We start from the raw sequence: 23174 nt of genomic DNA on the forward strand, positions 1-23174 counted from the left end.
GGGCCGGGGTCGGTGCGGGGACGGTGTATCGCCATTTCCCGTCCAAAGAAGCCCTGTTCAGGGCCACGGTGACGGACCGGGTGCGGCTTTTCACGGACACCGCAAGGGAGTTGGCCTCCGCCGATGACCCCGGAGTCGTCTTCTTCCGCTACCTGGCGGCCGTGGTGCGCCTGTCCGTGCGCAACAAGGGGCTGTGCGAGGCGCTGGAGGGCAGTTTCGAGCCCTCGCCCGGCGTCGAGGAGGACTTCCGCGCCGCCCTGTCCGTCCTGCTCGAACGGGCCCAACAGGCGGACACCGTAAGGAAGGACGTCACCATCGACGACGTGACGGCCCTGCTCATGGGGTGTCTGTCGATGGAGCAGCGGCGCGGCCCCGGCGTGGCGCCGGGCAGGATGACGGCGCTGGCGTGCGACAGCCTGCGGCCGGGGCGGCGTGTGACGAAACTGCCGAAAAACCCTGAGGTCGGCCGTAACGAAACAGTGTGCGCCGTGTGCGGCGGCCCCGTGACGGCCGCGCGTACGGGCCGGCCCGCCCGGTACTGCGGCGCCGCCTGCCGCCAGAAGGCGCACCGGGAGCGGGCCCGGGCCGCGTCGGAGGCGGCGTCAGAGGTGGTACTTGAACCCGAGGTGTGAGGCCTCGAAGCCCAGGCGCTCGTAGAAGCGGTGGGCGTCGACGCGGGTGGCGTCCGAGGTCAGCTGCACCAGCAGGCACCCCTCCAGGCGGGACGCCTCGATCGCCCACTCGACGAGCCGCGTGCCCAGCCCGCTGCCGCGCTCGTCCGCGTGGACCCGGACGGCCTCGACGACGGAACGGGTCGCGCCGCGGCGGGAGAGCCCCGGTATGACGGTGAGCTGGAGGGTGCCGATCGTGCGGCCGTCGCGCTCGGCGACGACCAGGTGCTGGTTCGGGTCGCCGGTCAGGCGCTCGAAGGCCGTGCGGTAGGGGGCCAGGTCGCCGGGGGACTCGCGCTGCGCGCCGAGCGGGTCGTCGGCGAGGAGGGCCACGATGGCGGGGATGTCGTCGGCGGTCGCGCGCCGGATCACGATGTCGCTCATGATCCGGACCCTATGCGCGGGCGGCCGCCTGGACCATGGTCACTTCCGGGCCGGTGCGAGCGACTCCACGGCGGCGACCAGCGGTGCCAACTCCGCACGCGAGGAGGCCTCCTGGAGCGCCTCGCGCAGTGCGGTGTCGTTCGTGGGCCGGGCCTCCGAGAGGAGGGCGCGCCCCGAGTCCGTCACGTCCGTGTAGATGCCGCGACGGTCGGTCAGGCACAGGTAGCGCGTCAGCAGGCCGCGGTCCTCCAGGCGGTTGACCAGGCGGGTCGTGGCGCTCTGGCTGAGCACGACCGCGTCGGCCACCTCGTTCATGCGCAGGTGGCCGCCCTCGCCGTCGTGCTGGCGGCTGAGCACGTCCAGGACGGAGAACTCGCGCACGCTCAGCTCGTGATGGGCCTGCAGGGCCCGCTCTATGTGCACCTCGATCCGGCTGTGCAGGGCCGAGAGGGCGCACCAGCCCTGTGCCAGGCCGCCCAGAGCGGGGTCCGGGGTGCGGGACATGGGGCCCTCCTTCGGTCGTGCGCGCGGTGCCGTGCCCGTCAGGGACCAGGGTAGCCCTCCCGAGCAATAGCCAGCGCTTGCATATAGCCCGCGTCTGCAATTATTGTGGACGCGGGAAAGGGGCGATGGCAAGCATGTCGTTGTCCTGCCTTTCCTGCCCTGTCCCCTGTTCCGCTGTCCTGTGTCCTGCCTGATCCGAAAGACCTCTCTCATGCCTCTCGCTCTGCTGGCGCTCGCCATAGGCGCCTTCGGCATCGGCACGACCGAGTTCGTGACCTCCGGCCTGCTGCCCGAGGTCGCGGCGGACTTCGGCGTCTCGATCCCCACAGCCGGCTTCCTGACCACCGGCTACGCCCTCGGCGTGGTCGTCGGGGCGCCCGTCCTCGCCATCGTCGGAAGCCGGGTGCCGCGCAAGCGGATGCTGATGGCCCTGATGGTGCTGTTCATCGCGGGCAACGCGCTCTCCGCCGCCGCGCCGGCCTTCGGGGTGATGCTCGCCGGCCGTATCGTCGCCTCGCTCGCGCACGGCGCGTTCTTCGGCATCGGCGCGATCGTCGCCGCCGGGCTCGTCCCGCCGCAGAAGAAGGCGGGCGCGATAGCGATGATGTTCACCGGCCTGACCGTCGCCAACGTGGTGGGCGTGCCGCTGGGCACGCTGGTCGGCCAGAACGCGGGCTGGCGGGTCACCTTCTTCGCCATCGCCGGGCTCGGCGTGCTCGCCGTCCTCGGCATAGCGGCCCTCGTGCCGGAGCAGGAGCGGCCCGAACAGACCAGGATCAGCGGCGAGCTGGCCGCCTTCCGCAACCCCCAGGTCCTGCTCGCCATGGCGATGACCGTGCTCGGCTTCGGCGGCGTCTTCACGATGAGCACGTACATCACCCCGATGATGACCGAGGTCACGGGCTACGCCCCGGCGTCCGTCACCTGGCTGCTCGTGCTCTTCGGCCTCGGCCTGGTCGCGGGCAACCTCGTCGGCGGCCGGTACGCCGACCGTGCGCTGATGCCCATGCTCTGCACCGCTCTCGGAGGGCTCGCGATCGCGCTCGCGCTGCTGCCCCTGGCCGCGCACGACAAGATCGCGGCGGCGGTCGCCGTGCCGCTCGTCGGGGCCTTCGGCTTCGCGACCGTGCCCCCGCTGCAGAAGCGGGTGCTGGACCAGACCGCCGACGCCCCCACCCTCGCCTCCGCGGTCAACATAGGCGCCTTCAACCTGGGCAATGCCATGGCGGCCTGGCTCGGCGGCCTGGTCATATCCGCCGGGTTCGGCTACACCGCGCCCAACGGGGTCGGTGCGCTGATGGCCGCGGCCGCGCTGGTCCTGGCGCTGGTGTCCGCGGCGCTGGAGCGGCGCGGCGGGCGGGCGGCGGGGCTGCCGGGCGTGCCGGAGGCCTCGGGGCCGAGGGTGGTGGCCACGGGGGCGTCCGTTCCCGCGGCCGACGGCGGCACCTACGCTCGACGACCATGAGCAGACTGCACTTGTTCGATCTCGACGGCACGCTGATCCACGGCTCCGCGGCCGCGGTCGAGATCTCCCGGCAGCTCGGAGTGGAGCCCGGAATCGGCGAACTGGAGCGGGCGTTCGCGGCGGGCGAGCTGTCGCCGCCGCAGTTCGCCGCACGGGCCATGGAGTTGTGGAAGGAGCTCACCGAGGCGCAGGTGGCCGCGGCGTTCGACGCGGCGCCGTGGATGGACGGCATCCAGGAGGTGTGGGGGGAGATACGGGAGCGGGGCGAGCGGTGCGCGGTGATCTCGCTGTCGCCGTCGTTCTTCGTGGAGAGGCTCCTGGACTGGGGCGCGGACGCGGCCCGCGGGTCGCGCTGGCCGGCGGTGCCGTTCCGGGAGCCCGTGGACCCGTCGGGGATCCTCAACGCCGCCGCGAAGGTGAGGATCGCGGACGAGCTCTGTGCGGAGTACGGGCTGGGCCGCGCCGACTGCGTGGCGTACGGGGATTCGATGTCGGACGCGAGCCTGTTCGCCGCTGTTCCGGTGTCGGTGGCGGTCAACGCGGATCACCACGTGCGGGACATCGCGACGCACACGTACACGGGGAAGGACCTGCGCGAGGCCTACGCGCTGACCGGGTCCGCGCGCTGAGCGGGCACGGAGCGGGGGAGCCCGGGCAGGAGGCGTCGACGGGCCTGCCCGACCGATCAGCCTAGCCGCAACGTTCCTTCAAGCGCCGGGAGTTACGGCATATTCACCGCGGCCGGGGCCCGGGGTGGCATGCTGCGCGGACTGGTACCGCCCGAGGGATGTTCGAGGCGAGGCATAGATGAACGCTCCGGCCACTCCGTCGGCCCACGACGGCACCACACGCCCAGCGGGTGAGTGGACTTGGTTCGCGCCGGGGGACGGCACGGAAGGCCGCCCCCGAGAGCGTGACGACGGGGACGGCCCGGGCGCCCCTCCCGGCGGACGGGAGGCCGGCCGGGAGCACGAGCGCCCGGCCGAGGCCGACCCCGCCCCGTCGGACGCAGCCCGCCCCGAGTCCTTACCGGCCTCGCCCTTGCCGTTACCCGGGGCGGCTGCCCCGGCCGCCGCCCCCGTCCCGTCCCCCTTCTCGGGCGCAGGCCCCTCCCCGGACGCCCTCCTCGTACGGCGCACCCTGGCCGAGATCGAGCCCGTGGCCGACAAGGCCACGTCGTATTTCTATGCACTGCTCTTCGTCCGGCACCCCGCACTGCGCGATCTCTTCCCGGCGGCGATGGACGTCCAGCGCGACCGCCTCTTCAAGGCGCTGCTGACCGCCGCCGAGCATGCCGACGACACCGTCACCCTCACCGCGTACCTCTCCCGGCTCGGCCGCGGACACCGCAAGTACGGGACGCTGCCCGCCCATTACCCCGCCGTCGGCGAGTGCCTGATCGGTGCGCTCACCCGCTATGCGACCGACACCTGGAGCGAGGCCGCCGAGGCCGCATGGGTGCGGGTCTACACGGCGGTCTCCCAGATCATGATCGATGCGGCCGCCGAGGACGCGGAGCGGACCCCGGCCTGGTGGCAGGCCGAGATCGTCTCCCACGAGCGCCGCACCCGCAGCGTCGCCGTGCTCACCCTCCGCCCCGACCAGCCCTACCCCTTTCTCGCGGGGCAGTACGCGAGCGTGGAGACGCCCTGGTGGCCCCGGGTGTGGCGGCACTACTCCTTCTCCTCGGCGCCCCGCGAGGACGGCCTGCTCTCCTTCCACGTCAAGGCCGTTCCGGCCGGCTGGGTGTCCGGCGCCCTGGTCCACCGGGCCCGTCCCGGCGACGTCGTCCGCCTCGGCCCGCCGGCCGGTTCCATGACCGTGGACCACGGCACCGACGACGGAATGCTCTGCCTCGGCGGCGGTACCGGCATCGCCCCCATCAAGGCCCTGGTGGAGGACGTCGTCCGGCACGGCCGCCGCCGCCCGGTCGACGTCTTCTACGGAGCCCGGTACGACGACGACCTCTACGACATCGACACCCTGCTGCGCCTGCAGAAGGCGCACCGCTGGCTCTGCGTCCGCCCGGTGGTCTCGGACGGTCCGACCCGCGGCCTGAGCGGACAACTCCCCGCCGTCGTAAGGAAATACGGGCCGTGGCACGCCTATGACGCGTATCTGTCCGGGCCGCCGGAAATGATTCGCAGCAGTGTGGACACCCTGGTGGGCATCGGCATACCGTCCCACCGCATACGGCACGACACGCTGGACGAGTCGGCGGTCCACGGACGGTGAGGCGAAGTGGGCGACGGTGAACAGCAGTTGCAGCAGCGGTTCGGCACGTCGGTCCGCGCGGAGCGCTTCCACGGCGAGCAGATGCTGGACCGGCTCAACGCACGGATGCGGGAGTTCGTGGCCCGGCAGGAGATGTTCTTCCTCGCCACCGCGGATGCCGGGGGCGCGTGCGACAGCACCTTCCGCGCCGGCCCGCCCGGCTTTCTGCACGTCCTGGACGAGCACAGGCTGGCCTACCCCGAATACCGGGGCAACGGCGTCCTCGCGAGCCTGGGCAACATCGAGGAGAACCCCCGCGTCGGCATCCTGCTGATCGACTTCTTCCACGACCGGATCGGCCTGCACGTCAACGGCCGGGCCCGGATCGTCGACGACGCCGTCCTGCGCGCCGCCCACCCGCAGCTGCCCGCCGACGGCGTGCCGGGCCGCAGGCCCGTGGTGTGGGTCGAGGTCACGGTCGAGGAGGCGTACGTCCACTGCGCCAAGCACATTCCGCAGCTGTACAAGGCCTCCGGGGTCCCCGGCAGGGACGGCCGTGACTGGGGCACGGACGATGTGCGGCGCAAGGGCGGCGACTTCTTCGGCGCCGCGGCAGGCACGCCCTAGGGGCGGGGCTCAGCCGAGGTCGGGCGCGAGCAGGGCCCGTACCCCTTCGATGTTCGTGTCGAGATAGGCACGCAGCGAGGGCGGCACCAGGTCCACGGAGGCGACGCCGGCGCGGGTGAAGGGGATGCGCACCACCTCGTACGTCCCGACCGGCTCGTCCACCTCCGGGCCGTGCCGCAGGGAGAGGTCCATCGAGGCCAGCCGGCAGACGAAGAAGTGCTGCACCTTCACGCCGTGGGCCGCGTGGTGGAGGGAGTGGGAGACGGTGTCGACGAAGGCCGGGACCACGTCCGTGACCTTGGCGCCGAGCTCCTCGGACACCTCGCGGTGGAGGGCGGCGACCACCGTGGCGTCCTCGGGCTCCACCCCGCCGCCGGGGGTGATCCAGTACGGAGCCTCGCCGGGCTTCGTCCGCTTGATCAGGAGCATGTCGAGGCTCCCGGAGAAGGGATCCCCGTCGAGCAGGATGGCGCGGGCGGTGCGTTTGACCACGAGCCGTTCGGTCATAGGGGACATCTGCCGCGCCGGGCCCCCGGTGAAACCCCTTCCCGCAGGGAAACGGCAGCCTCACCAGGAGACGGCGGCGCGCAACAACCACTCGTGCGCCCTCGCCAGGTGCGGATGTGCCGGTGAGCCGGCCCGGACGACCAGGAAGTACGTGCGCAGCGGAGGCACCGGCGGGTCCAGCAGGGCCACGATCTCGCCGGTGTCGAGGGCGTCGCCGCACAGATAGCGGGGCAGCACCCCGATGCCGGCTCCGGCGACGACGCAGGACAGCACGGCACGCAGGTCGGGGACGACGACCGTGGCGGTGGCGGCGGGTTTGCCGTCGAAGACCGCGGCCCAGTAGCGGGAGACGAACGGCAGGCTCTCGTGGACCTCGACCACCGGCAGGTCCTCCAGGGCGCGGGCGCCCTGGTCGCGGACGACGGCCGCGCCGCCGAGCCGGGCCGCCCAGCGCGGGGCCGCGACCAGGACGTGCTCCTCGTCGCACAGCGGGGTGGCGGCCAGCAGCCGGCCGCGCGGGCGCGTGGTGGTGACGGCGAGGTCGTGGTGGCCCGCGGCGAGTCCGTCGAAGATCTCCTCGGCCGTGCCGTGCGCCGTGCGCACGGTCAGCCCCTGCGCGACGAGCGGGGCGAGGGCGGGCAGCACCCGCAGACCGGTGAACTCGGGGGGACCGGCCAGGTGCAGGCTGCGGCCGGTCCAGTGGCCGTCGGGCCCGGACTCGGTGATCTCCAGCAGCGCGTCCACGTGCGGGCCGATGCGGTGGGCGAGTTCGTCGCCGGTGGTGGTGGGCCGGACCCCGCGGGCCTGCCGGAGAAAGAGGGGGCGGCCGAGCTGCCGTTCCAGCGCCCGTATCTGGCTGGTGACGGCAGGTTGGGAAAGGCCGAGGAGGGCTGCGGCCCGGGTGAACGAGCCGGCCCTGTGCACGGTGACGAAGGTGCGGAGAAGGGCCAGATCCATGGGTTCTCCCCGGCTCGCCGCTACTGATCGTGGGGGAACTATAAATAAGTCGATAGGTCTGTGTCGCTAGCGTGATTGGACACTGACGCAGAGTCAACTAGCCTGGATCGCACGGTTCTTCGTGCACGAGAACCGGGCGGCTCGAGCCAAGAGGGGGGAGGCTCGAGCCGCCGTCCGGCATGCGCGGCGGCGCTAAGGGCGTGTCCTAGTCCTCGTCGTCGGGCAGGATCACGTGCATCGCCCACGCCACGATCGAGACGATGACGCCGCCCACGAGGGCCGTCCAGAAACCGTCCACGTGGAAGGCCAGATGCAGCTTTCCCGCCATCCATGAGGTCAGCATCAGCATCAACGCGTTGATCACCAGCGTGATGAGGCCCAGGGTGAGGATGAAGAGCGGGAAGGACAGCAGCTTCACGACCGGCTTGACGATGAAGTTGACCACGCCGAAGACGAGCGCGACGAGGATCAGGGTGACCGCCTTGCGGGCGGTGTTCTCGCCGGACAGCGTGATGCCCTTGAGCAGCCAGATGGCCACTGCCAGGGCTGCCGCGTTGGCGATCGTCTTGACTACGAAGTTCTTCATGGTGAGATCGTTGCAGACCGGCGGGCAGGATGCGGAGGCCTGCGCCGGCACAGCGAGGGGTGGCAAGGATGAAGGCGTTCCGGCTCGACGAACTGGACGCGGAGCGGGCGGCGAACCAGGGGGCGTACCTGCAGTTCCTGCGCGAGCGGAACATGTCCGTCGGGCTGTACGCCCTGAACGCCGGCGACGCCGACCCTCAGGGGCCGCACACCGAGGACGAGGTGTACGTGGTGGTGAGCGGCCGGGCCGCGATCACCGTGGGTGCGGAGACGACCGAGGTGGCGCGCGGCAGCGTGGTGTACGTGCCGGCGGGCGTGCAGCACCGGTTCCACCACATCAGCGAGGACCTGCGGGTACTGGTCGTCTTCTCGCCCCCGGAGAGCTGAACCCGGGCCGGTTCCCCTGAGACGGACGGCCCCGGAACCCCGGTATCCCGTAGGGGGCCGCTCAGGGGCGGACGAGGGCTGCGGGACCCCCACCCGGCCGTGTGCCCGGCCTAGCATCGAAGTACCGAAGCGGGCCGGGTCCTCCCGGCCGGTGACACGACAGCGACGCGTGAAGACGCGTGGAGCGGGAAGCAGAGGACGTCATGGCCGAGAAGGGGATATTCGCAGGACTGCCCTGGTGGGTGACGTGGGTCGCCGTGCCGGTCCTGGTGCTCGTGGTGTTCGGCAGCCTGATCATGAGCGTGCTCGGCTTTGTCGTCAGTCTGCTCTTCAAGGCGCTGCTGCTCGTCGCCCTCGTCGGCGGCCTCATCTTCGTCGTCAAGAAGTTCACGTCGTCCTCGTCGTCCAAGGGCGATTGGTAGAGGGCGGTAACCCGGGCGAGGGACATCGCCCGGGAATACCGGCCTGTCTGAAATACCCCATTCTGATTAGCGTTCGGTGCCTTGTGACCGCCTCCACGGCTCCAACCCGTGTGCGGACGACAGCAGTACGCCCCTGCCCCGGCCCCCGGCCACCTGCCCCGACGTTCTCGCCTTCCGCCCCGTGACCGGCCTGTTCACCGCCCTGTGAACGCCGGTCACTTTGGCCGGTTCTCGGTTGTTCCGTGCCGCCGAATCCCGCGGAACGACTCCGCCCCGTAGTCGAGTCGCTACGCTCCAGAGTCGGAGAGCTCGTAAGCTCCCTCTCGGTCTCTATCGGTAACTGAAAAATCACTCCTTGTGATCCACGGGACGTTGTTGTCAGACTATGGCGTCATTAGAGGGCCATGAGGATCCAATCCCGGCCAAACCGACGAAGACGGGGCATTGGGCGATGCGCGACACAGTTCAGGCAGAAGTGATCATGACCTTCCTCGTCTCCGAGGAGCTGTCCTTCCGGATCCCGGTGGAGCTGGACTACGACAGCAGTGATCCCTACGCGGTGAAGTTCACCTTCCACCTCCCCGGCGATGCCCCCGTGACCTGGGCCTTCGCCCGGGAGTTGCTGCTCGACGGGCTGAGCCAGCCCTCCGGCGAGGGCGACGTGCACATCGCCCCCGCCTCCGCCCAGCACCTGTCGGACGTCTTCATCCGGCTGCAAGTGGGCGGAGAGGGAGCCCTGTTCCGGGCGGGGGCGGCGCCGCTGGTGGCCTTCCTCGACCGCACCGACCGCATTGCACCGCTGGGCGAGGAGCGCTCCGTCGCGGACTTCGACCACGAGCTCGCCGCGGCGCTCGACAGCATCCTCGCCGGCAACCCGGAAGGGCAGAACGCCGGTTAGCGGCCCCCGGGCCGCCGCCGCACCGCAGCCGTGCCCGGCGCCCGCGACGGCCCCTCCGGCCGCCGTGGCGGCCCCTTCCCGACGGACTCCCCGGCCGTCCCCGGCCGACTCCGGCCGCTTATCCGGCCGTCCCCGCCACAGCCCCCTCCGCCGTCTCCGCGGAGGCCTCCCCGGCACCTTCTCCGGCAGCCCCGGCGGATCCGGCGGCGCCGCCGGGCCCTTCCGGTGCGCCGGAAGCGTCCGGCCCATTCCCCACAGGCCTGTCGAGCGGCACCGGCTCGCTGCGCGGCCCCGCGCTCCGGCCGTCCCCGCCGGCGCCCGCACCGAGGGCGTGCACGCCGTCCGCGCCCGGCTCCCGGCCCGGGCCGTTGCCCACGGACGCCAGCAGCTGGCGGGCCAGCCCCAGGCCCGTACCGCCCATCGTCAGCGCCTTGGCGAACATCTCGGACATCCCGTCCGCCCCGTTGAGCAGGACCATGTGGTCCACGTTCCCGAAGGCCTGGGCGCCGGCCTGGACGATCTCCGGCCAGTTCTCGGCCAGTTGCTGGGCGACGACCGCCTCCTGGTTCTGCGCCAGCGCCTCGGCCCGGGCCTTGATCGCCTCGGCCTCGGCCAGGCCGTGCGCCTTGGCCGCCTCGGCCGTCGCCAGACCCTTGGCCTGCGTCGCGGCGGCCTCGGCCTCACCCGTCGCACGGGTGGCCGCGGCGGCGGCCTCGCCGCGCGTCCTGGTGGCCTCCGCCTCGGCCGCTGCGGCCGCCTTCACCCGGGTCGCCTCGGCCGCGGCCGCCAGCTCCGTCTCCCGGGCCCTGGCCTCCGCGGCGGAGATGCGGGCGTCGCGCTCCGCCTCCGCCAGCGTCCGCTTCTCGTACGCGGCGGCGTCCGCGGGCTTGCGCACGTCCGCCTGGAGCTGCTGCTCGCGCTGCTTGGCCGCGAGCTCCGCGACCCGGGTCTCCTGGACCACGACCTCCTGCCGCGCCGCGGCCTCGGACAGCGGGCCCGCCTGCCGGGCCTTGGCGGCCGCACTGTCCCGCTCGGCCTGGTACCCCGCCTGCAGGATCTCGCTGTCGCGCGTGGCCTCCGACATCCGCGCGGCGGCCTGCTGTTCGGCCTCGGTGGCCAGCCGGTCCGCCTCCGCCTGGGCGATGCGCGCATCGCGCTGGACGGCGGCCGCGTGCGGCGCGGCCAGGTTCTGGATGTAGCCCGTGGGGTCCTGGATCTCGTGGATCTGCAGGGAGTCGATGATCAGACCCAGCTTCTCCATCTCCGTGCCCGAGGCGGCCCGGGTCTCGCCCGTCAGCCGCTCGCGGTCGCGGATCATGTCCTCCACGGTCAACCCGCCGACGATGGACCGCAGATGGCCCGCGAACACGTTGTGCACCCGCTCGCTCATGTGCTTCTGCTGGTCGAGGAAGCGGCGGGCGGCGTTGGCTATGGACACGAGGTCGTCGCCGACCTTGAAGATCACCACGCCGTGCACCTTGAGCGGGATGCCCTGCCGCGTCACGCAATCCACGTGGAGATCGGCCTCGTTGAGGTCGAGCGACAGCTTGCGCACCGCCTGCACCCCGGGCAGGACGAGCGTCCCCCGCCCGGTGACGATCCGGAAGCCCATGCCTTCCTCCAGGCCCTCCACGCGGTGGTTGGACCCGGAGATGATGAGTGCCTCGTTGGGCTCGGCAACGCGCCACATGAGCTTGAACAGCCCCACGAGGACGGCTATGGCGACGAGGACGACCCCCGCCACGACGCCGATGAGCATGCGTCATTCCCCCTTTTGCGGCCCCGACGGGGCCCTGTGATCATGCAGTCTGCTCCCGGATGTGCCCCCTGGTGAAGACGCCGACACCTCAACCATCCGTTCCGGCCGGGGAGATGCGCGTCGGCACCGACCCATCGGACAGGCCCTAGGAATACGCCCGTGCGACGTACACCGTGCGCGGCGGCTGGTACTCCACGATCAGCACCACCGTCCCCCGCTCGATGCGCTCGTCCGGCTCCGCCGGATACGCCAGGAAGGCCTCGGCACCGCCCCGCACCCGCACCATCACCTCGCCGACCAGGCCCGGGCCGACCGCCCCCGTCACTCTGCCCAACTCCCCGACCACCGACGCCCCCCGCCTTCCGGCCCGCCCCCGCGGGCCCGTCACTTCGCGCGGCGCCGCCTGCCGCCGCTCTTCGCGGTCCTGGAGCCCCCCTTGGACCCCCTCTTGGAACCCTTGCTCGTATTGTGCCGGTCGGCACTGACAACGAGCGCGGCCAGGAAGGTCGTCACCGGCACCGAGGCCACCAGACCGATGCTGCCCACGAGCGTGCGGACGATCTCCTCCGCGACGATCTCGCTCGTCGCGACCCTCCCCACCCCGCTGTCCGCGATCGAGAACAGCAGCAGCAACGGCAGCGACGCCCCCGCGTACGCCATGACCAGTGTGTTGACCACCGACGCGATGTGGTCCCGGCCGATGCGCATGGCCGATGCGTACAGCTTCCGCCAATTCGCCTTGGGATCGGCCTCCTTCAGCTCCCACACGGCCGACGTCTGGGTCACCGTGACGTCGTCGAGCACGCCCAGCGAGCCGATGATGATCCCGGCGAGCAGCAGGCCCTGGATCTCGATGTGCGGATACAGGCCGTGCACCAGGCCCGTCGTGTCGTCCGTGTTGCCCGTCAGATGCGCCCAGCCGATGAAGCCGGCGCCCAGCAGACCGATGAGCAGCAGGGAGGTGAGCGTGCCCAGAACGGCCACGGACGTACGGGCGTTGAGACCGTGGCACATGTAGAGCGCGATCAGCATGATCGCGCTGCCGCCTATCACCGCGACCAGCAGCGGATCCGAACCCTGGAGGATCGCGGGGAGGATGAACATCGTCAGCACGCCGAAGCTGATCACCAGCGCCACCAGGGCGAAGACGCCGCGCAGCCGGCCGATCGCCACGACCGCGAGGGCGAACACCGCGGCCAGCAGCGCCATCGGGACGTTGCGGTCCACGTCCGTCACCGAATACCGCAGGTTCTCGGGGGCCTTGGGCGCGTAGGCCAGCACCACGCCCTCGCCGACCGTGTAGCGGCGGGAGGCGCTGGGCTGCACGATCTCGGTGAACGTCACGCCCTTGTCGGGACCCGAGCCGACCTCGATCGTCGCCTGTTCGCACGGTCCGGTGACGGGCGCGCCGCCCTGCGGGGACTGCTGTTGCTGCTGCGGCTGCGCGCCGACCTTGGCGCAGTCCACCTCCTCGATCTTCACCACCCGTCCCGACTCGGTCTGCTGGTCGAGTCCCAGCCCGCTGTGCTGGTGCGGTGGCGCGCTGCCCGGCCAGAGGATCACTATTCCGGCCACCACGGCGGCGGCGAACGGGACGAGGACGGCCGCGATCACCTTGCGCAGGTGTGCGGAGACGGGCTTGGCCGGACCATGGCTGTGCGCATGGCTGTGCGCATGGCCGTGGGCGTGGGGGGTGTGGTGGTGCGTACGCTCGGTGGGGGTCACCCGGCTCATCATGGCAAGCCCCCCTGGCCCTCCGGTCGGGGGAGGCGCTAGCGTGGTGGCACCTTTGCAATCGCGGGAGCTCGGAGCACCGGGCTGAGAGGGCGCTGACCGCCGTACGGGAACCGATGTCCGTACGGAAACCGCTGCGCCGACCGCCGAACCTGTTACCGGGTAATGCCGGCGTAGGGAGTTCTGGTCACATGACCTCGCAGGATGCACGCACGTCCGAAAACGGCCGGGAGCTCGGCTGGCACAAGGACCACGTGACCGGCTCGCGACCGGACCTCAGGGTCCCGGTGCGGCGGGTGCATCTCACCAACGGGCAGGACGTCACCCTGTACGACACCTCCGGCCCGTACACCGATCCGGCCGTCGTGACGGACGTCCGGCGCGGCCTGGCGCCGCTGCGCGAGAACTGGATCATCGGCCGCGGCGACACCGAGGAGTACGCCGGGCGCCCGGTGCGCCCGGAGGACGACGGCATCAAGCACACCTCGCCCCGCGGCGGCCTGCGCAACCTCGACGCGGTCTTCCCGGGCCGGCCGCGCCAGCCCCGCCGGGGCCGGGGCGGCCAGGCGGTGACGCAGCTCGCGTACGCCCGTCGCGGCGAGATCACCGAGGAGATGGAGTACGTCGCCCTCCGGGAGGGCGTCTCCCCGGAGACCGTCCGCGAGGAGATCGCGGCCGGCCGGGCCGTCCTCCCGGCGAACGTCAACCACCCCGAGATCGAGCCGATGATCATCGGCAAGAAGTTCCTGGTGAAGGTCAACGCCAACATCGGCAACTCGGCCGTCACCTCCTCCATCGAGGAGGAGGTGGAGAAGATGACCTGGGCGACCCGCTGGGGCGCCGACACCGTCATGGACCTCTCCACCGGCCGCAACATCCACACCACCCGCGAGTGGGTGCTGCGCAACTCCCCCGTGCCGATCGGCACCGTGCCGCTGTACCAGGCCCTGGAGAAGGTCGACGGCAAGGCCGAGGAACTCACCTGGGAGATCTACAAGGACACCGTCATCGAGCAGGCCGAGCAGGGCGTCGACTACATGACCGTCCATGCCGGCGTGCTGCTGCGGTACGTCCCGCTGACCGCCCGCCGCAAGACCGGCATCGTCTCGCGCGGCGGCTCGATCATGGCCGCGTGGTGCCTCGCGCACCACAAGGAGTCGTTCCTCTACGAGAACTTCGAGGAGCTCTGCGAGATCCTCGCCTCCTACGACGTGACCTACTCGCTGGGCGACGGCCTGCGTCCGGGTTCGATCGCCGACGCCAACGACGAGGCGCAGTTCGCCGAGCTCAGGACTCTCGGCGAGCTCAACACGATCGCCAAGCGGCACAACGTCCAGACGATGATCGAGGGCCCGGGCCACGTCCCGATGCACAAGATCAAGGAGAACATCGACCTCCAGCAGGAGATCTGCGAGGAAGCCCCGTTCTACACGCTCGGCCCCCTGACGACCGACGTCGCGCCCGGGTACGACCACATCACCTCGGGCATCGGTGCCGCGATGATCGCCTGGTGGGGCACGGCCATGCTCTGCTACGTCACGCCCAAGGAGCACCTGGGCCTGCCGGACCGGGACGACGTCAAGACCGGCGTCATCACGTACAAGATCGCCGCCCATGCGGCCGACCTCGCCAAGGGCCACCCGGGCGCGCAGGCGTGGGACGACGCACTGTCGGACGCGCGCTTCGAGTTCCGCTGGGAGGACCAGTTCAACCTGGCCCTCGACCCCGACACGGCTCGCGCCTTCCACGATGAGACGCTGCCGGCGGAGCCCGCCAAGACGGCGCACTTCTGCTCGATGTGCGGGCCGAAGTTCTGTTCGATGAAGATTTCGCAGGACATCCGGCGGGCGCACGGCGACGATCTCGCTGTCGACCCCGAGGCCGGAATGGCGGAGAAATCACGGGAGTTCGCGGCAGCCGGCAACCGGGTGTACCTGCCGATCGCGGAATAGGCGCACCCACGGAACGGGTGTGCGGGGAAGGGGTCTTGACGGACCCCTTCCTCCGGGACACCTGTGCCGCGTCGCTTCGCGGCGATACGATTTTTCGCGGAGCCTTCCGCTTCTCACTCCAACCGGTGGTCCGGGCCCCCGAAATCGGGGCTGGTGAAATCCGGGCTGGTGAAGCGGGGGCGCGTGGGGGCGGTGTGATCCTCGTCAGGGCTGGTGAAGCCGGGGCGGGTGTAGCCGAGATGGGGGGTCCGGCTGTGGCCGTTGCGGGCCGGGGGGACGGACGGCGAACGGGTCGTCGGTGCCAGGGCGTTGGCCTGGGCCTCTCTCAGGAACGGCCTGATGCCCCGCTCCAGCAGCGCCTCGCGCCAGGCCTCCCGGGCCCGGTCGGCCGCTTCGTACAGCTCGCTCCGGCGGCCGTCGTCCTCCGGGGGCGCCCCGTTGCGCAGGGCCGTGAGCAGGATGCCCGCCGTCGCGACGAGCACGCCGACGGCGGTGAGGCCGCCGAACCACCAGCCGATCGTGATCATCGAGTCCGCGACCGGGACGTCCGAGCCGACCGTGCGCATCACGTAGCCGATCGCCAGGAACAGGATCGCGGCGATCCCCGCGAGCACCGGAGCCAGCACGGCCAGCACCGCTATGGCCCCCGCGCCCGGATCCTCCTCGGGAGGCCCGGCGGGCGGCGGATCCCCGCCCGCGGCGGCACCGGCGGCGACGGGCTGCGGTCTGCCGGACGGGGCCCACTCGCGCAGCGCCCGGCGCGCTTCTATGAGGTCCTCGTATTCCGCCATGGCGCAGGCGGAGATGGCGGTCATGGCGCCGACGGCCATCGTGCGCAGCTGTTCGGCGGTGAGCCGCCGCCCTGTCGCGGCGGCCAGGGCGTCGAGTTCCGGGTCATGGTCCGCGGTACGCAGTGCCTGGTCGAGGATCCGCTCGAATTCCGGGCGGTCCTCGGCAAGCAGGTGCGGAACGCTGTTCATGTGCATCCCCCGATGCTCCGTAGAGCCTGATAGCCGGCCTGTTGCCGGCAGTGGGCGGAAACGGAGGAGAGCCTGCTACGGATAAGCCGATGGTAGAGCCGCACCGGCACGGGGTGACAGCGGGTTTCCCGAATTACCCCGCGGCGGTGGAACTCCTCATGTGCCCGTGGACACCGCCGCCGAACCCTCAGCCGGCCAGCGGAAGTTGCACCACCAGCAGCTTTCCGGCCATCGTGACCCCGCCGTCCATGGCGAGCGCCAGCCCGTCCGCGTACAGATGCGGACCCTCGATGAGCGGCGCGCCGTCCTGCTCGTCCGGGTCCTCCCCGCCGACCTCGCCCAGCAGATAGGGGATCGGGCTGTGCCCGTGCACGATGCGGCGGCCGCCGTAGGTCTGCAGCAGCTCCCGCACGGCCGACGGGCCCGCCTCGTCGTCGCGGAAGGCGAACCGCTTGGTGAACTTGCGGAACAGGTCCCAGCACTCGTCCGGGTCGTTGCGCTGCAGCGCCTCGGTGACGGCGTCGTTGACGGCCTCGATCGAGTCGCCGAAGTCGAGGTACGCGGTGGTGTCGGAGTGGACGAGCAGGTGCCCGTCCTCCTCGGCGATCGCGTCGAGGCGGGCCATCCACTGCAGGTGGTGGTCCTCCAGGCGCTCCATGTCGGTGCGCTGGCCGCCGTTGAGCAGCCAGGCCGCCTGGAAGGAGGCCGTTCCCGCACCCGAGTTGACGGGCGTGTCGGCGAACCGCTTGGCGCCGATGAGCAGCAGCTCGTGGTTGCCCATGAGGGCCTTGCAGTAGCCGCCGGCGGCCGCCGCCTCCGCGGAGAGCCGCATGACCAGGTCGATCACTCCGACGCCGTCCGGGCCGCGGTCGGTGAAGTCGCCCAGGAACCACAGCCGGGTGTTGCCCGCCGACCAGTGGCCCTGCTCGTCGATGAGGCCCTGCGCGTGCAACGCGGCGTGTAGCTCGTCCAGGTAGCCGTGGACGTCGCCGACGACGTACAGCGGGCCCGGGCCGGTGGGCACGGGCTGCTGGGGGAGCTGCTGCGGAGCGGTGAGGGGCGTCAGCTCGACGGTCGGCACGTCCTGCGGCGGCACGGTGCCGGGGGCCGGGCTGCGGACGATGACCGGGAGGTCGCGGGCGGTCGGGGTGTAACCCTCGGGGTAGTCGGGGTACTCGGCCGCGTGCGGGGGGAAGCCCTCGTGCGCGGCGTAGTGCGGGTGGACCGGTGCCTCGGCCGGCTCCCCGGCGTGGTCGTACCCGGGCATGGGCGGGGGAGCGGCGTACCCGGGGAAAGGCGGCATCGCCGCCGTGGTCCGTGCCGCAGGTCCCTGACCGGCCCCCTGAGTCATCGACCCCTCCACCATCGCGCCGCCGTGCACCTTGTGGACCTTGCCTGGTCGACGGCGGTCCGTGGTGTCGTGCGCCCATCATAGGAATGACCGTCGCGGCTTGTGACGCACCAGGGGCTGTGAATCGGGGAGCTCCACCGGGATCGCCGGGATTTTCTCCCCAAATGCTCCGTTAAATGAGCCGTTCGTGCCGGTCCGCAGGGGGCGGGGACGGCTGTGTCGTGCCGGATGGGGGGATGCCCCGTGGGCCGGACGCGGGATGCCCGCGGTTGACGCGGGCCGGGCGGGTCGGTGCAGGTCACACGGGTGACGCCGGGGTGTCGGCCGGTGTGCCGGGGCCGGTCAGGTCGTGGCCGGGCCGCGCGGGGCGCTGACGGTGGTGCGCGGCGGGCGCCGCTCGGAGGACGTACGCACGATCAGCTCGGTGGGTATGACCTGTTCCACCGGCCGTCCCGTGTCGAGCCCCTCGATGGCGTCGATCAGCAGCTGGACGACGGCGGTACCGATCCGCCGCGGCTTGAGCGAGAGCGTCGTGATGGGCGGCTCGGTGGTGGCGTAGACGGTGGACTCGCTGCAGCAGACGAGCAGCAGGTCGTCCGGTACGCGCAGGCCGTAGCGGCGGGCGGCGGCCAGCAGGTCGGTGCCGTTGGGGTCGAAGAGCCCGTACACCGCGTCGGGCCGGTCCGGCCGGGCGAGCAGCCGGTCGGCGGCGACGGCTCCGGCGCAGGGGTCGTGCGCGGGGTACTCCTCGTAGACCGGGTCCTGGCCGATGCGTTCGCACCAGCGCAGGTACGCGGTGGTGGACAGCCGGGTGTAGGTGTCCGTCGTGGTGCCGGTGAGCAGGCCGATCCGGCGCGCTCCGGCGGCGGCGAGGTGGTCGAGGATGCCCAGGACCGCGGCCTCGTGGTCGTTGTCGACCCAGGCGGTGACGGGCAGGGTGCCGGCGGGCCGGCCGTCGGAGACCACCGGGATGCCCTGGCGGACCAGGTCGGAGACGACGGGGTCGTGGTCGGAGGGGTCCACGACGACGGTGCCGTCGAGGGCCACGTTGGACCACACGTCGTGCCGGGAGGTCGCCGGGAGGATGACGAGGGCGTAGCCGCGGGCCAGGGCGGCCGAGGTGGCAGCTCTGGCCATCTCCGCGAAATAGGCGAACTCGGTGAAGGTGAAAGGTTCATCCCCGTACGTGGTGACGGTCAGGCCGATGAGGCCCGACTTGCCCGTGCGGAGGGTGCGGGCCGCCGCCGACGGGCGATAGCCCAGTCGGTCGGCGACCTCGCGGACATGGCGGCGGGTCGCGTCCGGTAGCCGGCCCTTGCCGTTGAGCGCGTCCGAGACGGTCGTGATCGAAACCCCGGCGGCGGCGGCGACGTCGCGGATGCCCGCCCGTCCTTGCCGACTGCCCCTGCGGGAGGTTTCCGCCCGGCTCACCTGGTGCTTCCCTGCTGCTGTCATGGCGAGCCGATAGTAGGGCTCGGCTGGTCCTTCGGCAGGGCGCGCCATTTCACTGTTGACAGGCACGTTTCTGCAGTCGTTGCACGGCCCAATGATCATGGAAATGCAGGTGGTTGAGCGGGTCCTCGGGGGTCGGTCGACGTCTGGCATATCCCGGTCTCGTGGGTGGTCCAGGTCTCGGAGAGGTCTCAACTCACCTTCACGGGGGATGCGCGCCAGGGCGCCCGCCACGGCGCACTGCCGCAGGAAGAGCGCGCCGGAAACTCTGGACGCCGCCCGGGGCAATCCTCATAAGGTGTGCAGTATTCATGTCCCTTCATGTCCCTTGCCCGGGAGGACCGTGGTGACCGAGAAGACCCCGAAGCTGCGTGCTGCGCTGGACGGCGTCCCCACCTACCAGCCGGGCAAGCCGGCCGCCGGCGGCGGACCGGCCGGGTACAAGCTGTCCTCCAACGAGAACCCGTACCCGCCGCTGCCGGGCGTGCTGGAGAGCGCGGTCGAGGCGGCCGGTTTGCTCAACCGCTACCCGGACATGGCCTGTACGGGCCTGATGGCCGAGCTGGCGGAGCGCTTCGAGGTGCCGCTGTCGCACCTGGCGACCGGCACCGGCTCGGTCGGCGTCGCCCAGCAGCTGGTGCAGGCGACGGCGGGCCCGGGCGACGAGGTGATCTTCGCCTGGCGCTCGTTCGAGGCGTACCCGATCATCACCCGGGTCTCGGGCGCCATTCCGGTCCCGGTCCCGCTGACCGAGGGCGATGTGCACGACCTGGAGGCGATGCTCGCGGCGATCACCGACCGGACCCGGCTGATCTTCGTCTGCAACCCCAATAACCCCACAGGCACGGTGGTTCACCGGGCCGAGCTGGAGTCCTTCCTGGACCGGGTGCCCGCCGACGTGCTGGTGGTCCTGGACGAGGCGTACATCGAGTTCATCCGCGACGAGGACGTCCCCAACGGCATCGACCTCTACCGGGACCGGCCGAACGTCTGCGTGCTGCGCACCTTCTCCAAGGCGTACGGGCTCGCCGGGCTCCGCGTCGGCTTCGCGATCGCCCACGAGCCGGTCGCGGCGGCGCTGCGGAAGACGGCCGTCCCCTTCGGCGTGAGCCAGGTCGCGCAGGAGGCGGCGATCGCGTCGCTGCGCAGCGAGAAGGCGCTGAAGGAGCGGGTGGACGCGCTGGTGGAGGAGCGCGTGCGGGTGGCCGCGGCGCTGGCCGCGCAGGGCTGGACGCTGCCGGAGTCGCAGGCCAACTTCGTCTGGCTGCGGCTGGGGGACCGGGCGGCCGACTTCGCCGCCGCGTGCGACGCCGCCGGGGTGGCCGTGCGGCCGTTCCAGGGCGACGGCGTGCGGGTGACGATCGGGGAGACCGAGGCCAACGACATCGTCCTGCGGGTCGCCGAGGAGTTCCGCAAGCAGCTCTGAGGCCGCTGACGCCCGACGGGCGCTGTGCGCCTCCCTTCGAGGGAGGGGTGCGGCGCCCTTGCCTTTGCCCTGCCGCGCGCCCGCCCCCGTGCAAGGGCCGGAGGGGGTACCCCCCTGACTTGGCCGAAAACTCGGTGCGCCATAATGCTTGTGAATGTGAACGCGTTCACAAGCACACCTTTATGTCCCGCTTCTTATGGGGCATAAAGGTGCATACCGTCGGCGGCCCGGCCCGCCGGTGAAGCAAGAGGCAAGGAGAGACCGAGTGAATCTGGCTTTGGCTCCGGAGACGCTGGCGCGCTGGCAGTTCGGCATCACCACCGTCTACCACTTCCTCTTCGTCCCGCTCACGATCAGTCTTGCCGCGATCACGGCCGGTCTGGAGACCGCCTGGGTCCGTACCGGCAAGGACAAGTACTTCCACGCCACGAAGTTCTGGGGAAAGCTCTTCCTCATCAACATCGCCATGGGCGTGGTCACCGGCATCGTCCAGGAGTTCCAGTTCGGCATGAACTGGTCCGACTACTCGCGCTTCGTCGGCGACGTCTTCGGCGCACCGCTGGCGATGGAGGCGCTGCTGGCCTTCTTCTTCGAGTCGACCTTCATCGGTCTGTGGATCTTCGGCTGGGACAAGCTGCCCAAGAAGATCCACTGCGCCTGCATCTGGATCGTCGCCGTCGGCACCCTGCTCTCCTCGTACTTCATCCTGGCCGCCAACTCCTGGATGCAGCACCCCACCGGCTACTCCATCGACAAGAACACCGGCAGGGCGCACCTCACCGACATCTGGGCCGTCCTGACCCAGAACACCACCCTCGTCGTCGTCTTCCACACCCTCACCGCCGCCTTCCTCACCGGCGCCGCCTTCGTGGTCGGCATCGCGTCCTTCCACCTGTGGCGGGCCAAGCGCAAGCAGATCAACGGCGAGGAACTCGGCGAGAAGCAGCGCCACCAGATCGGTGCGATGCGGGCCTCGCTGCGCGTCGGACTCGTGATCGCCGTCATCGCCGGCCTCGGCACGGCCATCAGCGGCGACAGCCTCGGCAAGGTGATGTTCGAGCAGCAGCCCATGAAGATGGCCGCCGCCGAGGCCCTGTGGGACACCCAGGCGCCCGCGCCCTTCTCGGTGTTCGCGGTCGGCGACGTCACCAAGGGGCACAACAGCGTCGAGATCGAGATCCCCGGAATACTCTCCTTCCTCGCCCACAGCAACTTCTCCGAGGCCGTCCCCGGCATCAACGACGTCGCCGCGCAGGAGGCCGCACGCTACGGCGGCAAGCCGGACGACTACATCCCCAGCATCTTCATGACCTTCTGGGGCTTCCGCCTGATGATCGGCTTCGGCATGACGTCCTTCGTCGCCGGCCTGATCGGACTGTGGACGACGCGCAAGAAGCTGTGGCTGGCACCCGAGTTCCGCACCGGCGAGAACGAGGTCCCGCGGCTGATGCTCACGAGGACCCGGGAGATGAGCCCCTTCCTGACCAAGTGGTCCTGGCGCGTCGGCGTCCTCACCATGGGGTTCCCGCTGATCGCCAACTCCTTCGGCTGGATCTTCACCGAGATGGGCCGCCAGCCCTGGGCCGTCTACGGGCTGATGAAGACCGCGAAGGCGGTCTCCCCCGGGGTGAGCCAGGGCGAAGTCCTCACCTCCATCATCGTGTTCACCCTGCTCTACGGCGTGCTCGCGGTCGTCGAGGTCAAGCTGCTCGTGAAGTACGCCAAGGCCGGGCCGGACACCGACGAGAAGCCGCCGGCCGAGGATCCCCGGCTGCGGCTGCCCTCCGGCGGCGGGACGGGCTCCGGCACGGAGCGCGAGGACGCCGACAAGCCGATGACCTTCGCGTACTGACCGCCGCTCGCGGACCGCGGAACGGAGACACCCCATGCACCTCCACGACTTCTGGTTCCTGCTGATCGCCGTCCTGTGGACCGGCTACTTCTTCCTCGAGGGCTTCGACTTCGGCATCGGTGTGCTGACGAAGACGCTCGCCCGGGACCGCACCGAGCGCCGGGTGCTGATCAACACGATCGGCCCGGTCTGGGACGGCAACGAGGTCTGGCTGATCACCGCGGCCGGTGCCACCTTCGCCGCCTTCCCCGACTGGTACGCGACCCTCTTCAGCGGCTTCTACCTGCCCCTCCTGCTGGTCCTGGTCTGCGTGATCGTGCGCGGCGTGGCCTTCGAGTACCGACACAAGCGGCCCGAGGAGCGCTGGCAGCGCAACTGGGAACACGCCATCTTCTGGTGCTCGTTGCTGCCCGCCTTCCTGTGGGGCGCCGCCTTCGCGAACATCGTGCGCGGGGTTCCCATCGGGCCGGACAAGAACTTCACCGGCTCCGTGCTCGACCTGCTGAGCCCCTACGCACTGCTCGGCGGCCTGTTCACGCTGGTGCTCTTCACCTTCCACGGCGCGGTGTTCGCCGCGCTCAAGACGACCGGCGACATCCGCCACCGCGCCCGGGCCCACGCCGCCCGGTACGGACTGGGCGCCGCCGCCCTCGCCGCGGCCTTCCTGGGCTGGACGCAGGCGGACTCCGGCAACGGACGCAGCCTGGTGGCGCTGATCGTCGCCGTGGCCGGGCTGGCCGGCGCGCTGGTGATGAACCGGCTGGGCCGGGAGGGCTGGGCGTTCACCCTGTCCGGGCTGGCCGTCGCCGCCGCCTTCGCGCTGGTCTTCCTGGCGCTCTTCCCGGACGTCATGCCCTCCTCCACGAACCCGGAGTGGAGCCTGACCGTCGCCGACGCCGCCTCCAGCCCGTACACGCTGCGGATCATGACGTGGGTCGCGGGCTTCATGACCCCCGTGATCCTCGCCTACCAGGCCTGGACGTACTGGGTGTTCCGCAAGCGGATCGGCACCCAGCACATCCCCGCCGCCCACTAGGGCACCGGACC

Annotated in this window: 23 protein-coding genes; 12 read left to right on the forward strand and 11 right to left on the reverse strand. The window is 71.0% G+C overall.

Going from position 1 to position 23174, the window contains the following annotated elements; all coding sequences use genetic code 11:
• Nucleotides 1–632, forward strand: a 632-nt coding sequence (locus ACWD4B_RS11270) for a TetR/AcrR family transcriptional regulator (RefSeq protein WP_451420508.1), incomplete at its 5' end; no start/stop codon positions are given.
• Here the strand turns inward: ACWD4B_RS11270 and ACWD4B_RS11275 are convergent.
• Complete coding sequence (locus tag ACWD4B_RS11275; RefSeq protein ID WP_451420509.1) at nucleotides 603–1055, reverse strand: N-acetyltransferase family protein; 453 nt, start codon at nucleotides 1053–1055, stop codon at nucleotides 603–605. The genes ACWD4B_RS11270 and ACWD4B_RS11275 overlap by 30 nt on opposite strands.
• A gap of 39 nt (nucleotides 1056–1094) precedes the next feature.
• Nucleotides 1095–1559 carry a MarR family winged helix-turn-helix transcriptional regulator gene (locus ACWD4B_RS11280; RefSeq protein ID WP_451420510.1) on the reverse strand — a complete coding sequence of 155 codons (465 nt, stop codon included), beginning with the start codon at nucleotides 1557–1559 and terminating at the stop codon, nucleotides 1095–1097.
• A gap of 211 nt (nucleotides 1560–1770) precedes the next feature.
• Here ACWD4B_RS11280 and ACWD4B_RS11285 point away from each other — a divergent pair, with 211 nt between their 5' ends.
• From ACWD4B_RS11285 to ACWD4B_RS11300, 4 genes are all read left to right on the forward strand, one after another.
• Entirely contained in the window at nucleotides 1771–3024 is a 1254-nt protein-coding gene (locus ACWD4B_RS11285) for an MFS transporter (RefSeq protein WP_451420511.1), read from the forward strand.
• Nucleotides 3021–3653: an HAD family hydrolase gene (locus tag ACWD4B_RS11290; protein WP_451420512.1), complete on the forward strand. Its 633-nt coding sequence runs from the start codon at nucleotides 3021–3023 to the stop codon at nucleotides 3651–3653. The genes ACWD4B_RS11285 and ACWD4B_RS11290 overlap by 4 nt, the downstream gene beginning before the upstream one ends.
• Nucleotides 3654–3831: 178 nt before the next feature.
• Complete coding sequence (locus ACWD4B_RS11295; RefSeq protein ID WP_451420513.1) at nucleotides 3832–5259, forward strand: globin domain-containing protein; 1428 nt, start codon at nucleotides 3832–3834, stop codon at nucleotides 5257–5259.
• A gap of 6 nt (nucleotides 5260–5265) precedes the next feature.
• Nucleotides 5266–5865: a pyridoxamine 5'-phosphate oxidase family protein gene (locus ACWD4B_RS11300; protein ID WP_451420514.1), complete on the forward strand. Its 600-nt coding sequence runs from the start codon at nucleotides 5266–5268 to the stop codon at nucleotides 5863–5865.
• 9 nt (nucleotides 5866–5874) lie between these two features.
• Here the strand turns inward: ACWD4B_RS11300 and ACWD4B_RS11305 are convergent, their stop codons facing one another.
• From ACWD4B_RS11305 to ACWD4B_RS11315, 3 genes are all read right to left on the reverse strand, one after another.
• Entirely contained in the window at nucleotides 5875–6372 is a 498-nt protein-coding gene (locus ACWD4B_RS11305; protein WP_451420515.1) for an NUDIX hydrolase, read from the reverse strand.
• A 60-nt stretch (nucleotides 6373–6432) separates the two neighbouring features.
• Nucleotides 6433–7329 (reverse strand): LysR family transcriptional regulator, encoded by an 897-nt coding sequence (locus tag ACWD4B_RS11310; protein WP_451420516.1) that lies wholly within the window; start codon nucleotides 7327–7329, stop codon nucleotides 6433–6435.
• Nucleotides 7330–7534: 205 nt separating this feature from the next.
• Nucleotides 7535–7915 carry a phage holin family protein gene (locus ACWD4B_RS11315; RefSeq protein ID WP_451420517.1) on the reverse strand — a complete coding sequence of 127 codons (381 nt, stop codon included), beginning with the start codon at nucleotides 7913–7915 and terminating at the stop codon, nucleotides 7535–7537.
• 68 nt (nucleotides 7916–7983) lie between these two features.
• Here ACWD4B_RS11315 and ACWD4B_RS11320 point away from each other — a divergent pair, with 68 nt between their 5' ends.
• The 3 genes from ACWD4B_RS11320 (at nucleotide 7984) to ACWD4B_RS11330 (ending at nucleotide 9621) form a co-directional block, all read left to right on the forward strand.
• Entirely contained in the window at nucleotides 7984–8301 is a 318-nt protein-coding gene (locus tag ACWD4B_RS11320; RefSeq protein ID WP_451420518.1) for a cupin domain-containing protein, read from the forward strand.
• A 203-nt stretch (nucleotides 8302–8504) separates the two neighbouring features.
• Nucleotides 8505–8723 carry a DUF5326 family protein gene (locus ACWD4B_RS11325; RefSeq protein ID WP_390777394.1) on the forward strand — a complete coding sequence of 73 codons (219 nt, stop codon included), beginning with the start codon at nucleotides 8505–8507 and terminating at the stop codon, nucleotides 8721–8723.
• A gap of 451 nt (nucleotides 8724–9174) precedes the next feature.
• On the forward strand, nucleotides 9175–9621 hold the full coding sequence (locus ACWD4B_RS11330; protein ID WP_171078536.1) for an SsgA family sporulation/cell division regulator: 447 nt from the start codon (nucleotides 9175–9177) through the stop codon (nucleotides 9619–9621).
• 118 nt (nucleotides 9622–9739) lie between these two features.
• Here ACWD4B_RS11330 and ACWD4B_RS11335 read toward each other — a convergent pair whose 3' ends face one another.
• The 3 genes from ACWD4B_RS11335 to ACWD4B_RS11345 all read right to left on the reverse strand — a co-directional run bounded on the left by ACWD4B_RS11335 (nucleotide 9740) and on the right by ACWD4B_RS11345 (nucleotide 13114).
• Nucleotides 9740–11380, reverse strand: coding sequence for a flotillin family protein (locus ACWD4B_RS11335; protein WP_451420519.1), 1641 nt, complete (start codon nucleotides 11378–11380; stop codon nucleotides 9740–9742).
• 145 nt (nucleotides 11381–11525) lie between these two features.
• Nucleotides 11526–11726 carry a hypothetical protein gene (locus ACWD4B_RS11340; RefSeq protein ID WP_451420520.1) on the reverse strand — a complete coding sequence of 67 codons (201 nt, stop codon included), beginning with the start codon at nucleotides 11724–11726 and terminating at the stop codon, nucleotides 11526–11528.
• Nucleotides 11727–11764: 38 nt separating this feature from the next.
• On the reverse strand, nucleotides 11765–13114 hold the full coding sequence (locus tag ACWD4B_RS11345; RefSeq protein WP_451420570.1) for a YibE/F family protein: 1350 nt from the start codon (nucleotides 13112–13114) through the stop codon (nucleotides 11765–11767).
• A gap of 191 nt (nucleotides 13115–13305) precedes the next feature.
• Between ACWD4B_RS11345 and thiC the strand changes: the two genes are divergently transcribed.
• Entirely contained in the window at nucleotides 13306–15066 is a 1761-nt protein-coding gene (gene thiC / locus ACWD4B_RS11350; protein WP_451420521.1) for a phosphomethylpyrimidine synthase ThiC, read from the forward strand.
• Between the two features lie 113 nt (nucleotides 15067–15179).
• On the opposite strand, the gene ACWD4B_RS11355 is transcribed toward thiC, so the two are convergent.
• The 3 genes from ACWD4B_RS11355 to ACWD4B_RS11365 all read right to left on the reverse strand — a co-directional run bounded on the left by ACWD4B_RS11355 (nucleotide 15180) and on the right by ACWD4B_RS11365 (nucleotide 18852).
• The gene (locus ACWD4B_RS11355; RefSeq protein WP_451420522.1) at nucleotides 15180–16052 is read right to left on the reverse strand and encodes a hypothetical protein; all 873 of its coding nucleotides are present in this window, start codon (nucleotides 16050–16052) and stop codon (nucleotides 15180–15182) included.
• Between the two features lie 181 nt (nucleotides 16053–16233).
• Nucleotides 16234–17412, reverse strand: a complete 1179-nt coding sequence (locus ACWD4B_RS11360) for a metallophosphoesterase (RefSeq protein ID WP_451420571.1) — start codon at nucleotides 17410–17412, stop codon at nucleotides 16234–16236.
• A gap of 327 nt (nucleotides 17413–17739) precedes the next feature.
• Nucleotides 17740–18852 (reverse strand): LacI family DNA-binding transcriptional regulator, encoded by a 1113-nt coding sequence (locus ACWD4B_RS11365; RefSeq protein ID WP_451420523.1) that lies wholly within the window; start codon nucleotides 18850–18852, stop codon nucleotides 17740–17742.
• Nucleotides 18853–19195: 343 nt separating this feature from the next.
• Here ACWD4B_RS11365 and hisC point away from each other — a divergent pair, with 343 nt between their 5' ends.
• The 3 genes from hisC (at nucleotide 19196) to cydB (ending at nucleotide 23163) form a co-directional block, all read left to right on the forward strand.
• On the forward strand, nucleotides 19196–20275 hold the full coding sequence (gene hisC / locus ACWD4B_RS11370) for a histidinol-phosphate transaminase (protein ID WP_451420524.1): 1080 nt from the start codon (nucleotides 19196–19198) through the stop codon (nucleotides 20273–20275).
• A gap of 265 nt (nucleotides 20276–20540) precedes the next feature.
• A complete protein-coding gene (locus ACWD4B_RS11375) occupies nucleotides 20541–22127 on the forward strand; it encodes a cytochrome ubiquinol oxidase subunit I (protein ID WP_451420525.1) in 1587 nt (528 codons plus the stop codon).
• A 34-nt stretch (nucleotides 22128–22161) separates the two neighbouring features.
• Nucleotides 22162–23163, forward strand: a complete 1002-nt coding sequence (cydB, locus tag ACWD4B_RS11380; RefSeq protein WP_451420526.1) for a cytochrome d ubiquinol oxidase subunit II — start codon at nucleotides 22162–22164, stop codon at nucleotides 23161–23163.
• The last annotated feature ends 11 nt before the right edge of the window (nucleotides 23164–23174 follow it).

Source organism: Streptomyces sp. NPDC002536, assembly GCF_053594995.1.